Here is a 12122-nt window from a genome sequence, read left to right on the forward strand (position 1 = left end):
GCTTTATCGCGAAAGGGTGGGTCGCGCGGAGCGCACAAACTGATTTATCAGCACTCGACCAAACCCGCTTACGGATGCGCAGTTCCCGTCTTCGCCACAATCAAACTCGCCGGTACCTCCAGCGCGCCTACCCGATCGCTCGCCAGATCATGCACACCGGTTCGGATATAAAAGTCTCCCTTTGCCGGAACGCTGACGTCCAAACCGTACTGCACACCCGCCTTCACCATCTCCGCATACTTCGCCTTCGCCAGCGCCCCTCGCAAAGTCTTGCCAGCCCAAGACTGCAACACACCATTCGCGTCATAGACCAGCGCGACAAATTCAATCCCTACGTTGACCTTGTCCGCCCCATCCGGCAGCGCAGTAATTGAGTTCGGGTCTGCGGTAAAAACCGCCTTGTAAAGCCGATATGGCCCTTTTGCTGCTGAAGTTGAAATGCTTCCCTTAGCCAACACGGGACTGAGAGACTCCTTTCCCCCGGGCACCGTAAAGCTTGTTGTGAAATAGATCTGTGTCGCTTCCGGAGCCCCACGCAGCATGGAACGTTGCATGACAGTATTACCCGCTTTTTCCGCGCTGAAAGCATGGGAGTCGATTGCGACCGTGTGCAGCTTTCCCGCCGCCGCATAGTAGCCCTCCCGGTAGGCTAGGCGATAGCCTCCGCCCTGCACATTCACCTTAATCCGATGAAAGCGACCTTCCTGCTTCTTGTCCGTCGGCGCATACGTCAGGGTGTAGTACGAAGATCCGCTCTGAATCGCATCCGTCACGGCGGCTGTCAGATCGTTCTTGTTCACATAGGCCTTGCCTCCCGTAGAAGAGGCCAGCACGCGCATCGCGGTCTGTTCGGTCGCCGTCTGTTCTGAGAAAGCCTGCTCCTCCGCGACCCGCTCCGGTCCCATCGCGAAGTGGCGCCCTGTGGCATCCGCGATCGGATTGCTAAAAAGCCCTCGGGAGTCTATGGGATAGACCGCAATCTGACTGGTGGCCAATAAATTCACCGTATCGCGGTACTCCTCGGCCATGGAGGGCATGTTAGAAAACGACGTCGAGATATCGCCCTGCGGAAAGATATTTACGGGGAAAGAACCCGTAAACCAGATGAGGTTTTTCCGGCCTGGAAAGCCGGACAGGTAGCGCGAAAGCTGATTGATCGCATCCAGCGTAAGCTGCGTTCGAGCCTGAACCTGAAAATCCTTCTGGTTCGTCGCAATCTCGTCGAGATTTGCCCGAACTTCAGCCTGGACCAGAGGGTGGGTGCTATCCACATCCTGTTTGCTATCGCTCTCGTCATCCGTCTGCGACTGCGGCTTAAGGAGCAGAGGAGGGCTCATGGTCTTTCGCGAAGCGATCGCTCCCCTCAGGATCTCCGGATTGGACGAAAATCCTTGCAACATCATCAGACGAGACGTCAGGGCAAAGATCGAAATCGGCGTCCCGGGCTGGAGCGTCATCACATACTTTTCCAGCTGCTGCCTTGCATACCCCTGATCCAGAAGAGGTGTGTTCAATAAATCCAGCAGCACAATGTTCAGCGGCACATCCTGTCGCAGTGGCACATAATTCGTGAAGGTCCCCGGAGGCATCTTCGGTAACTCTGGCATCCTCTGCGACGCACTTGCAGGATGCTCCTGAAAATTCAGTACCTTCTGCTCCGCGCCTTCGTCCCGCAACGCGAAATCAGTCTCCTTCAGGCCGTGGACAGGCGCACCATTCTTGTCCGTCACCACAACGTCCACAACCACCAACTGGGTCCCCGTCCGCAGCGTGGGTACACTCTGTGCTCCTACGACCGAAGCTACAAACAAAGAGAAGCTCAAAACTCGAAGCATAGGCGGAATCTCCGTGCCAGCAAGTCTAATTGCTGACTGAAATCTTTCCCGTCAATTACGAGACAATAGAAATGTGAAGAAAATCAAAGTTATTGGCGGCGGTCTTGCCGGCCCCGAAGCCGCACTCCAGGCCGCCAACGCAGGCTGCCAGGTCACGCTCTACGAGATGCGCCCCATCAAGTCCACCGAGGCCCATCAGACCTCCGACTTCGCGGAGCTCGTCTGCTCCAACTCGCTCAAGTCCGAATCGGAAAACACAGCCCCCTGGCTTCTCAAGCAGGAGATGCGTCTCGCGGGTGGAGCCCTCATCCGTGAAGCCGGAGCTACCGCCGTTCCCGCCGGGCACGCCCTTGCCGTCGACCGCATCGCCTTCTCGGAGCGCGTCGCCGTCCTCCTCGTGACGCATCCCAACATCACGATTCAGCGCGAAGAAGTCACCACCCTCGAAGAGGACTCCGAAGACACCCTCACCATCCTTGCCAGCGGTCCGCTGACCTCCGCGCCACTGACCGCCGAACTCCAGCGACTCACCGGTGCCGACCATCTCGCCTTCTACGACAGCATCGCCCCCATCGTCGACGCCACCACCATCAATATGGACCGCGTCTACATGGCCGCCCGCTGGGACAAGGGCACCGCGGACTACATTAACTGTCCCTTCACGAAAGAGGAGTACGACGTCTTCCTCGATGCCCTTATCGACTCGCAGACCGTCGAAGAGAAGCAGTGGGAGAAGCTCGACTACTTCGAAGGCTGCCTCCCCATCGAAGTCACCGCCCGCCGCGGCCGCGATACCCTCCGCTTCGGCCCGATGAAGCCTGCAGGTCTTACCGATCCCAAAACGGGTCGCTGGCCCTACGCCTGCGTCCAGCTCCGTCAGGAAAACCTCCGCGCCGATAGCTATAACCTCGTCGGTTTTCAGAACCACATCAAGTTCGGCGACCAGCAGCGTATCCTCCGGCTGATCCCCGGCCTGGAGAACGCAACCTTCCTCCGCTACGGCCAGATCCACCGCAACACCTATATCCATGCCCCCTCGCTGCTCACGGAGACCCTGCAGCTCAAGCAGCACCCCAACATCCTGATCGCAGGCCAACTCTCCGGCGTCGAAGGCTACACCGAATCCATAGCCTCCGGCATGCTCGCAGGGCGCTACGCTGCAGCTCTCGCCCACGGACAAACGCCCACACCGGCACCGCGCGAAAGCGCCCACGGCTCACTGATGCACTACATCACCCACGCCGAAGACATGGGCGGCGGCAAAGGCAAGGCCAACAAATTCCAGCCCGCCAACATTACCTTCGATCTCATCCCCCCACTCGAAGAAGAGCTTCGCAAGAAGATCCGCGACAAAAAAGAACGCCACCGCCTCCAATGCGACCGCGCGCTCGAGGCCTGGAACGCCTGGCTCACCGCCTAAATAGAGATCACCCTGTGCCCCATTCTTTCGCAGCACTATCACGAAAGAGTGGGGTCGCGCAGAGCGCATAAACCAGATCCATCAGGAAGCCAAACAGGGTGCCCCATACATCGCGCTCTTTGCGATGTGTGGGTTATGCGCAAAGAGCGACCAGAAAAAGCGCACAAACCGGATCCCAGAGGAAAGCCACTACCAAAGCTGACTCGCTAACTTGCTGACTCGCTGTCTCCAATGCGTTACCCTGTCTCCTCAAGAGGGAATGCAAAATGCGCCGCTACTCCGCAGCAGAAGCCATTAGCCCCGCCTGGGAACATGCCAAAGCCTGGCTCTGGCAGGGCACTTCCAAAAAGACTTATCTCCAACTGGCAGCCGTAGCCACGCTCGCTGGCACCTTCTCGGCCACCGCTGGCTTTAACTCCGGCAACTTTCGCCAGCGCATGCACAATCTCAATGCGCGCCAGCAAGCCGCCAACCCGCAGTTCGCCCATACGCCCCATTTGCACGGCGCTGCGCTCATCCCGCTCTTCCTGGTTCTCGCGATCATCGGCGGGGTCATTTTCTATCTTTCTGTGCGCTTCAAATTCGTACTCGTCAACGCACTCGCCACGCGCCGCCGCGAAATCCGCCTTCTCTGGGACCTCTACGGCGACATCACCTGGCAGTGGATCGCTCTCACGCTTGTTCTCACCGTGGCCGCAGGTGCCCTCGGATTCTCGGCCTTCTTCGGTCTGCGCCATACGACGCTCGGTCAGGCGGGCAACGCCTCCATGACGGTACTCGGCATCCTCGGGGGTCTCGCCCTCGCCATCGCCGCCTGGATCCTTAGAGACTTCGTCCTTCCCGTCCTGGCCCTCGAAGGTTCTACTATCGGCTTCGCCTGGGAACGCGCCATGAATACGCTCTCCGCGGAACCCGGTGAGTTTGCCCTCTACTTCCTGCTGAAAATCATCCTCTCCTTCATTCTCGTGATCGCCCGCGTGGTTGTCTTTATCGTCGGAATCCTCATTCTTATCATCCCGCTTATCCTCGTCGGCGTCGTTCCAGCGATCTTCCTTCGGCACGCCGGTATGGCGGGAACAGCCATCGTCGCGCTCATCGCTCTCGTCCTCGGTCTTATCTACGTCGCTGCCTCCATCCTCCTTCTCTTCGCCATCAACGGCCCGATTACCGCCTTCTTTACCTCCTGGGGGCTGTACTTCTACGGTGGCCGCTATCCCCTTCTAGGCGAGATGCTCGAACCCTCGATCGCCGTCTCCACCTTTACCCCGCCGCCCTCCTTCCCCTCGCGGGACGAGGAAGAAGACGACCCCGGCAGCGGCCCAGATCTCCCTCTGAACCCCCAACCCGTCACCTAACCCACTCGCGGACTTGCTGCCCTGTTGATTTGCTGAGATGCTGCCACGCCGGGCCACTTGCCCAACCTCCCCTGCGCAGTTCATAATCCGCTCACCACTCTCCCGCCCGATTTTTTTGTAGGCGGAACAACCCGAGCACTTCCGCGAGCCACCATGACCAAGAATGAAATGAAAAACATCGGCCTCACCGTCTCACAACGAATCGTCGCCGGTATTGTCGCGAACAATAAGATCACAAGCGAACTTCAGTGCTTTCCCGCCTCCGAAGAGGAAGAGGACGGCCTCGTCGAGCTGCCCCGCGAGACCCTCATCAAGGTCATGTGCGACGAGATCATCACCCTCGCCAAAACCGTCGAGACTGTCTACTCTGTCGGTGTCGCGCTTCCCGGCATTATCCGCAACGGGATCGTGGAAGATTCGCCCAACTTGCCCCAGATGAAGGGGGCCAAGGTGGAAGAAGAGCTCTGCACCGCGCTTAAAAACCAGGGCATCAGCACGACCGTCAAGGTCGTCAACGACGCCGATGCTGTCGCCGCAGGTCTGGCTGCTGTGCATGGCAAACTGGAAACCGTCGTCCGCATCTGGACCCTGGGGACCGGCATCGGCTTCGGACGCTACCCCCTGACCGAAGGCATCTGGGAGGGTGGACACACCGTAGTCTCGCTCGACGACAAGGAGACCTACTGCGGTTGCGGCGGTCGTGGACACGTGGAAGGCATCATGGGGCACCGCGCCATGCGCCTCCGCTTCCTCGACATGGAGCCCGAAGATGTCTTCGCCGCAGCGAAAAAAGGCGATCCCCGCTGCGTCGAGTTCAAGAAGCTCTGGCACAAAGCACTCGCCGCCGCCACTGCCTCCTCCATTCATATCTCGGGAGCAGGCAAGTTCTACCTCACTGGATACAACGTCCGCTTTGTAGAACTCCCCATGCTGCGCGACTACATCGAACAGATGGTCCGCATGAGTCCGCTGCAGGGCTTCTCCATCGAAACCCGTCCGGAAGACGCAAAAAACGAAGTCCTGGGTGCAGCCGTGCTTGCGCAACAGTCAGCAAAGTAGCTTCGCGTTTTGTTATGGGAATCTTCCTCCACGCACCGATTCGCTGATCGGATTGGCCGTGGATCGAAACGAGAGCTGCGTTAGAGTAATCGCATGTTCACTCTGACGACCATCCTTCCTGCTGTGGTGCAGCGTCTGCGAAACCTCGCTACGTTAACCCTGTTCCTTTCGATCAGTGCAACGGCCCAGGCCGTCCCGTCCACCTACGCCCTGCATGACGGTTACATCAACGCGCACGGCGTCATGATCTATTACAAGACCATCGGCGAACGCGGCGCCGCCACGCCCCTCGTCATTCTGCACGGTGGCCCGGGCGCAGCGCACGATTACTTCCTCCCCTACCTGCTTCCGCTCGCACAGCATCGCCAGATCGTCTTTATCGATGAGCGCGGCTCGGGCCGCTCCCAACGCCTGCAGGACGTAAAGCAGTACACCGCCGAAACCATGGCCGAAGACGTCGAAGATCTCCGCGTCTCCCTGCACCTTGGCAAGATCGACCTGCTCGGCCACTCCTGCGGAGGGGTCCTCGCCGAAGCTTATGCCCTGAAATATCAGCAAAACCTGCAGCACCTCATCCTCGCCGGCACCTTCGCCTCCACCACGAAGCTCAACGAGGTGCTTGCCGCTCTCCGCGATCGCATGCCCGAACCTCAACGCAAGCGCCTCCTCGAACTGGAAGCGCAAGGCCTCTTCGGACACGGCCAGCCCTGGGAGCGTAATCGTTATACGCCGGAGTACGAACAACTCGCCTGGGGCACCGGGTACTTTCCTGTCCTCTACGGCGCACATCCCGACGCCAACTACGATCCGGCCACGGGCAACGCGCCCAGCAACTGGGAGCTCTACCGCGAAATGTGGGGGTCGGACGGCGAGTTCAAGGTCACCGGCAATCTTCGCGAAGTCGAATGGGTTGAACGCCTGAAGACCGTCCACGTCCCCACGCTCGTCATGGTAGGCGATCACGACGAAGTCTCGCCGGAACTCGCAAAGCAGATCCAGACCGCCATCTCCGGAGCCAAACTGTATATCTCGCCCAACTCCGGACACATGCAGTTCGTCGATCAGCCGGACGGCTTCAATTCCACAGTCGACGGTTTCCTTTTGAAGTAGTCGCTACACCAATCTGCCGTCTCCGAAGACGTTCCGCAGTTGCGATCCATCGGGTGCCCCATACATGAGCAGCTTCACCGCTCATGTATGGGTATTCGCGCTTGAGCGAACCAATGCCACATCCGACACCATCGCCACGAAACACTGTATTCCTGTATCCTCTCGGCAATCATGCGACTACAAAAATCTCGTTCCCTTATGTTCGCCGCCCTGGTGATTCTGGCCCTTCCCCTTGCCGCCCAGACACCCGCCGCCCCCAAGCACGAAGACACCGAGGTCTACACCCCCGTCCCTCCCGTCGTAACGCCCGGAGCCACCAACGACGCCCCACCCTCCGACGCCATCGTTCTCTTCGACGGCAAGAGCCAGGACGAGTGGGTCTCCTCCAAAGACCACTCCCCCGCGAAATGGGATGTCGCTAACGGCACCCTGACTGTCAATAAGACCAACGGCTCCGGCAACATCGAAACCAAGCACACCTTCAAGGATTACCAACTCCATATCGAATGGAAGATCCCCTCCAACATCACCGGCTCCGACCAGGCACGCGGCAACAGCGGCGTCTTTCTCGCTTCCACCGGCTCCGGAGACGCAGGCTATGAGCTCCAGGTCCTCGACTCGTACGAGAACAAGACCTACGTGAACGGCATGGCGGGCAGCATCTATAAACAGGCCATTCCCCTCGCCAACGCCGCCCGCAAACCCGGTGAGTGGCAGAACTATGACGTCGTCTGGACCGCGCCGCGCTTCAACGGCGACGGCAACCTGCTCACCCCGGCCTACGTCACCGTCTTCTTCAACGGCATCCTCGTGCAGAACCACTTCGAGCTCAAAGGCGAGACCCGCTACATTGGCCAGCCCTTCTACAAGGCCTACGACAAGGCGCCCATCAAGCTTCAGGCGCACGGCGACCACAGCGAACCGGACAGCTTCCGCAACATCTGGGTGCGCGAAGTCAAAGACTGGAAATAAACCGATGACCAACCGCCGCAGCTTTCTCGTCGCCTCCGGCCTGACGGCCCTCGCCTCCACCCGCGCCTTCGGTGCCAATGAACGCCTTCGCCTTGGCATCATCGGCGCGGGCGGGCGCATGGGGCAGCTGCTCAACGCGGCGGAGAACAGCGGCGTTTCCTTCGAGATCGTCTCCGTCTCGGACGTCTACACGCCGCGCCGCGAAGAGGTGAAGCTTCGCGCCAGCGCCACCAACGCGGCCACGCCAGTGGATTTCCGCGAGGTCCTCGACGACAAGAGCATCGACGCTGTCCTCATCGCCACGCCCGACCACTGGCACGTTCGCACCGCTGTTGCGGCACTCTCCGCAGGCAAAGACGTCTACCTGGAAAAACCCGTTACCCACACGCTCGAAGAAGACGCGACCCTTCGTCACGCCGTCCGCTCCAGCAAACAGGTGCTCCAATGCGGCATGCAGCAGAGAAGCTGGCCGCACTTCCGCAACGCCGTCAGCCTCATCCAGGGCGGTGCTCTGGGACAAGTCCCGCAGGTCCGCACTTTCTGGTGGCAGAACTACGGACGCAACTGGATCCCCAAACCCGTCGACGCTGCGCAACTCGATTGGAAGCAGTGGCTCGGCGGTGCCCCCGACCAGCCCTTCTCCCTGGAAGTCTTCAACCGCTGGCGCTGGTTCTGGAACTTCGGCGGAGGTGCGATGACCGACCTCTTCGCCCACTGGATCGATGTCACCCACTGGGCCATGAAGGCCGACACACCCTCGACCGCGTTCGTGCTCGGAGACAACTACGTCTACCCGCAGTGGCAGTGCCCGGACACCATCCAAGCCGCCTTTCGCTATCCCGGTTTTGACGTCGTCTACGAAGGCATGATGGCCTCCTCTATCGACGACGGAGGACTGGAGTTCCGCGGCACCGAAGCCACCCTCAAGCTCAGCCGCTCCGGCATGTCCGTCTTCCACGAAGGCGTCAAAGCCAACCCCATCCTCCACGAAGAGAGCTTCGAAGACGGCACCATCCCACACATGCGCAACTTCTTCGACTGCATCAAGACCCGCAAAGATCCCAACGCCCCGGTAGAAGCCGGTCTAGCCGCCGCCAACGCCGGACATCTCGGCAACCTCGCCTACCACTCCGGCGGCATGGCAAAGCACCGCGCTTGAATCAACAACTCTGTGCCCCATTCTTCGCAGCTTTATCGCGAAGGGTGGGGTCGCGCGGAGCGCACAAACAGTCCCTCAGGAAACCAGGAACAGGGGGAACCACAAAAACCGGGTGCCCCATGTCCCGCTTTGGGACATGGGTTATGCGCGAAGCGCATCGTTCGCTCAAAGAGCGACCTTGGGAAAAGCAAAAAGCAGATCCCTTCGCTACGCTACGGGATGACAAACCTTTGGCGAATCTCACCTCACCGCCTCCAGAACCCGCAACAAAATCTCCTGCGAACGCCGCTGCCCGTACCCATGCCCATACGCGCTCGACATGATCGCCACCACCATATGCAGCGAAGGCACAATGTAAATCTTGTTGCCGCCATTCCCTGAAGCGAAGTGAACCTCGATCTTGCGCCCGCCCACCGGCGCCGCCCGCGTGTACCACATCCATCCATAGGCATCGGCATACGGATCGCTGTCCGAGATGGCCACCTCGCTGGCTAAACTCTTCGCGATCCACTCGTGGCTGAGCAGACGCCGACCGTTCACTACACCGTCATTCAGCATCAACCCGCCAATCGCCGCAGCATCACGAGCCGTGATCTCCAGGTTCCCCTGCCCCGTCGTCCGGTTCACCGGAACCTGACGCCAGCGAAACTTCGTAATCCCCAGCGGTCCGAAGAGATTGGCCTTGGCGAACTCGTCCAGAGGCATATGGGTCGCGTTCTCCACGATCGCACCCGTAAGAAACGCATTCAGCGAACAGTAGAGATACTTCTCCCCCGGCGCGCGTTTCATCGGAACGGCATAGGCCGCGCGGATCCAGTCGGTGGATTCATCCAGCCTGTCCTCGTTGCCCGGCGAGGTCGCCACCGTATCGTCGGCGTCCAGCCCCGACCGCATCGTCAGCAGATCTTCGACGGTGATCCTCTCCCGGCCATCCTTCGGCAGCCCTGGAAGATACGCGGCAATGGAGTCGTGCACACTGTGCACCATCCCCTTCTGCACCGCGAAGCCCATCAACAGCGACGTAATGCTCTTCGTGGCGGAGCGGATGTCATGCAGCGTCTCGGCGGAGTCGCCGTTGAAGTAGCGCTCGCTCACCACGCGCCCAGCACGCACAATCACAACGCCCTTCAGGTCGTGATGCTCCTCCCGCTCCATCTCTGCGTACAGCGTCTCCAACGCCGCCACATCCACGCCGGCGCCGGCTACCTTAGTCGTGCCCATATGCTGCGCCTGCGCAGATATCGCCAGACCGAAAGACAAAGCCACCCCACCACACAACAACACCGCTCTCCGCATGTCTGAGATACGAGCCGGCCGACTCTTCGGTTCCTTCGTATCTTCAGCCGATTCGAGGAGATAGGTAACGTTACTGACTCCCGGATAAAAGTCCTCAAAAGGTTGCTCGATAAAGGCGAAAGCTTTTCCTATATGGCAAATATGTCGCACAAAGGCAGGCGAAAACGGCCTCGATTTGTGCTATTTCGCCGAAATGTTGGCGCATGAATTGCTTTAGGTATTACGTACGATTTGATTCCTCACTTTGAAGGGAAACCCAAATGATCTCTACCGTCCGTACCCAAATTGCCACCAAAATTGCCGACAACCGCGAATTCTTCTTCATCAGCACGCCTCTCATGGGCGCCTTCCTTCTTGCCTGCGGCCTCGCAATCACTCGTTAGAAGCTGGCTGAAGTAAATCCTTGGATGAGGCGGGGGTGCCCTTCATGACTCCCTGCCTTTGATCTATCTCGCTCTTCCACGCACTAGCCTCGCTGCGCGCTTCCTTCGGCTCCCGCCTCTCACTTAGACAAGGTCGATGCCGAGGAATGCCCCCTCTCTCTTCGTTCTGCACAGCATTCCAGAAGGCAACTGCTCCTTTCCAATATCGACTAAGCGGAAGCGCGTCACGCCGACGAGTGGAAATGCTATGGTCCCGTGACTTTCTCCCTGACGAGCGCCCTTTAAATCTTGCAGTTAAGACAAAACTCGCGCTTGGAATAAAAGTCCTCTCTGGTTGTTATGAAACCAGCAGGGAACGCTCGGTTTAATTGGGTATCTGGATGCGCAAACCGCATATTGCATCGACGATCAAAAGCCTGGCGGAACCTTGGTTTATTGGGAGTCCGCTGGGATTGAAATACGGCATTCTTCTGAACGATGCCCTTGCCCTGAATCCGGATCGGGACCGCATAGAGGAGGCGCTGGCGCTGGGGAATTACACTTGGCATACCCAGTCCAACAAGCATCAGCGGGAGGCGCTGCGGGCCGTCTTACTCGCCTCTTTCCTGATGAAAGGGCAACCCCATGCGTTACGGGACAGCCTATATGCCAGATATAAAGACGAGAATGTAGAGTTTCTGACTCGCGAGTTTAAGCATTTATTTCCTGCAATCGCTGATCTTAACAACAATCGAGATTCGTGGGCACCGCATCATTTCACTGCCCCGAATACGCTAAACGCGTATAGAAGGCCTAGAAATTGGGCCACCGGCGGTGCGCCTCCATATCAATTCATCACTCATGGAGTTCGCTGCAATGTGCCCGTGAACGTTCTGGACAACCCCATCCCTACGCTCTCAGAATGGTGGTGCATTAGCATGGGTGTGCAGAGGGACAGGAAACCGGACAGCTTCTCGAATCACGGCGTGATACTCCGTGTACCCAAAGAAAATATCCTCACCACGTCTCCTACAGATCAATGGTTCGACAATTACGCCGGAACCGACGCAAGTGTCAGAGCGCCCGGCGTCACACTTGTCGACCATATCATTGACAAGAGTCTTCGCATCGGAGGGCTGCTGACTCCAACTCAAATCATCACCCGACAAGGGACACCCGGTGCAATAGCAAATTTTGCTGGCGCTGATCTAACTTCTTACAACGAGATAGTAGTCTGCGGTGTACCCAATATAAAGATGCCATTTGGTGGTGGAACAGGCCCACTGCAATTGCTGGGAGTGTTTATCCAAACGCGGATGGATGGCACTTTGCCCAACTTTTACTTTGGATCCCAAGGCCACTTTCTAAGAGTCGAAACTGCTGCAATGGCGTGCGCTGTTGTTAACAACGTTCCGTTACTCTATTTGCCAAATCCAACCCTCTAATGATTTAGGCGCCCGCTCGGCTCTAACATCGCAAGGAGAAGCGAGGCCGGAATGGCCCAGAGTCGCACGGTTTCGATCCAGGCAAATTCGGTAGCAACTCGGCGAAGGA

At 58.6% G+C, this 12122-nt stretch carries 10 protein-coding genes; 8 read left to right on the forward strand and 2 right to left on the reverse strand.

Features of this window, described 5'->3' with window-relative positions:
- Positions 1-68: 68 nt before the first annotated feature.
- Entirely contained in the window at positions 69-1835 is a 1767-nt protein-coding gene (locus ACIPR4_RS18240; protein ID WP_013570144.1) for a VWA domain-containing protein, read from the reverse strand.
- A gap of 73 nt (positions 1836-1908) precedes the next feature.
- Here ACIPR4_RS18240 and trmFO point away from each other — a divergent pair, with 73 nt between their 5' ends.
- From trmFO to ACIPR4_RS18270, 6 genes are all read left to right on the forward strand, one after another.
- Positions 1909-3255 carry a methylenetetrahydrofolate--tRNA-(uracil(54)-C(5))-methyltransferase (FADH(2)-oxidizing) TrmFO gene (trmFO, locus tag ACIPR4_RS18245; protein WP_013570145.1) on the forward strand — a complete coding sequence of 449 codons (1347 nt, stop codon included), beginning with the start codon at positions 1909-1911 and terminating at the stop codon, positions 3253-3255.
- A gap of 266 nt (positions 3256-3521) precedes the next feature.
- On the forward strand, positions 3522-4610 hold the full coding sequence (locus tag ACIPR4_RS18250; protein ID WP_013570146.1) for a DUF7544 domain-containing protein: 1089 nt from the start codon (positions 3522-3524) through the stop codon (positions 4608-4610).
- Positions 4611-4763: 153 nt separating this feature from the next.
- Complete coding sequence (locus ACIPR4_RS18255) at positions 4764-5669, forward strand: ROK family protein (protein ID WP_013570147.1); 906 nt, start codon at positions 4764-4766, stop codon at positions 5667-5669.
- Positions 5670-5762: 93 nt separating this feature from the next.
- Complete coding sequence (locus ACIPR4_RS18260) at positions 5763-6779, forward strand: proline iminopeptidase-family hydrolase (protein ID WP_013570148.1); 1017 nt, start codon at positions 5763-5765, stop codon at positions 6777-6779.
- Positions 6780-6950: 171 nt separating this feature from the next.
- Positions 6951-7751, forward strand: a complete 801-nt coding sequence (locus ACIPR4_RS18265) for a 3-keto-disaccharide hydrolase (protein ID WP_041586189.1) — start codon at positions 6951-6953, stop codon at positions 7749-7751.
- Positions 7752-7755: 4 nt separating this feature from the next.
- Positions 7756-8910, forward strand: coding sequence for a Gfo/Idh/MocA family protein (locus ACIPR4_RS18270; protein WP_013570150.1), 1155 nt, complete (start codon positions 7756-7758; stop codon positions 8908-8910).
- Between the two features lie 240 nt (positions 8911-9150).
- Here the strand turns inward: ACIPR4_RS18270 and ACIPR4_RS18275 are convergent, their stop codons facing one another.
- A complete protein-coding gene (locus tag ACIPR4_RS18275) occupies positions 9151-10131 on the reverse strand; it encodes a serine hydrolase domain-containing protein (protein ID WP_041586961.1) in 981 nt (326 codons plus the stop codon).
- Between the two features lie 335 nt (positions 10132-10466).
- On the opposite strand from ACIPR4_RS18275, the gene ACIPR4_RS23360 reads away from it, so the two are divergent.
- Positions 10467-10589, forward strand: coding sequence for a hypothetical protein (locus ACIPR4_RS23360; RefSeq protein ID WP_013570152.1), 123 nt, complete (start codon positions 10467-10469; stop codon positions 10587-10589).
- A gap of 380 nt (positions 10590-10969) precedes the next feature.
- Positions 10970-12013, forward strand: a complete 1044-nt coding sequence (locus ACIPR4_RS18280; RefSeq protein WP_013570153.1) for a hypothetical protein — start codon at positions 10970-10972, stop codon at positions 12011-12013.
- Positions 12014-12122: the final 109 nt, after the last annotated feature.

The organism is Terriglobus saanensis SP1PR4 (assembly GCF_000179915.2).
In the GTDB taxonomy this organism is placed as follows: domain Bacteria; phylum Acidobacteriota; class Terriglobia; order Terriglobales; family Acidobacteriaceae; genus Terriglobus; species Terriglobus saanensis.

What these genes read in the sequence shown, in the direction of transcription:
- ACIPR4_RS18260 (WP_013570148.1), top strand. Translation starts at nt 5,763, where the DNA reads ATGTTCACTCTGACGACCATCCTTCCTGCTGTGGTGCAGCGTCTGCGA.
- ACIPR4_RS18275 (WP_041586961.1), bottom strand. Translation starts at nt 10,131, where the DNA reads ATGGGCACGACTAAGGTAGCCGGCGCCGGCGTGGATGTGGCGGCGTTG.
- ACIPR4_RS18255 (WP_013570147.1), top strand. Translation starts at nt 4,764, where the DNA reads ATGACCAAGAATGAAATGAAAAACATCGGCCTCACCGTCTCACAACGA.
- ACIPR4_RS23360 (WP_013570152.1), top strand. Translation starts at nt 10,467, where the DNA reads ATGATCTCTACCGTCCGTACCCAAATTGCCACCAAAATTGCCGACAAC.
- ACIPR4_RS18280 (WP_013570153.1), top strand. Translation starts at nt 10,970, where the DNA reads ATGCGCAAACCGCATATTGCATCGACGATCAAAAGCCTGGCGGAACCT.
- ACIPR4_RS18250 (WP_013570146.1), top strand. Translation starts at nt 3,522, where the DNA reads ATGCGCCGCTACTCCGCAGCAGAAGCCATTAGCCCCGCCTGGGAACAT.
- ACIPR4_RS18240 (WP_013570144.1), bottom strand. Translation starts at nt 1,835, where the DNA reads ATGCTTCGAGTTTTGAGCTTCTCTTTGTTTGTAGCTTCGGTCGTAGGA.
- ACIPR4_RS18270 (WP_013570150.1), top strand. Translation starts at nt 7,756, where the DNA reads ATGACCAACCGCCGCAGCTTTCTCGTCGCCTCCGGCCTGACGGCCCTC.
- ACIPR4_RS18265 (WP_041586189.1), top strand. Translation starts at nt 6,951, where the DNA reads ATGCGACTACAAAAATCTCGTTCCCTTATGTTCGCCGCCCTGGTGATT.